Here is a 283-nt window from a genome sequence, read left to right on the forward strand (position 1 = left end):
GCGGTGGAATGCGACGAGACGCGCATCGACTTCCGTCTGAAAACGCGTTACGTCGATAAAAAGGCGCACACGCTCGACGAAGCACTCGCAATGCTCGACGAAGCGAAGCAGGCGGGCAAGGCGGTGTCCATCGGTTTGCTCGGCAATGCCGCGGACGTGTTCGCCGAGTGCGTGGCGCGCGGCATCACGCCTGACTGCGTGACCGACCAGACGCTCGCGCCAGTCTTCCAGCTTCCAGCCTTGCGGCAGGTAGCCGTGAATCGGATCGTGCGCGCTCGTCTGG

2 pseudogenes are annotated in these 283 nt (G+C 64.0%); one reads left to right on the forward strand and one right to left on the reverse strand.

What is annotated here, in order from left to right:
- Positions 1 to 219, forward strand: a pseudogene (locus tag EN824_RS36475) (urocanate hydratase); the annotation flags it as partial.
- Here EN824_RS36475 and EN824_RS36765 read toward each other — a convergent pair.
- A pseudogene (locus EN824_RS36765) lies at positions 196 to 261 on the reverse strand (hypothetical protein); the annotation flags it as partial. The pseudogenes EN824_RS36475 and EN824_RS36765 overlap by 24 nt on opposite strands.
- Positions 262 to 283: the final 22 nt, after the last annotated feature.

It is taken from the genome of Mesorhizobium sp. M8A.F.Ca.ET.181.01.1.1, assembly GCF_004792025.1.
Classification (GTDB): Bacteria; Pseudomonadota; Alphaproteobacteria; order Rhizobiales; family Rhizobiaceae; genus Mesorhizobium.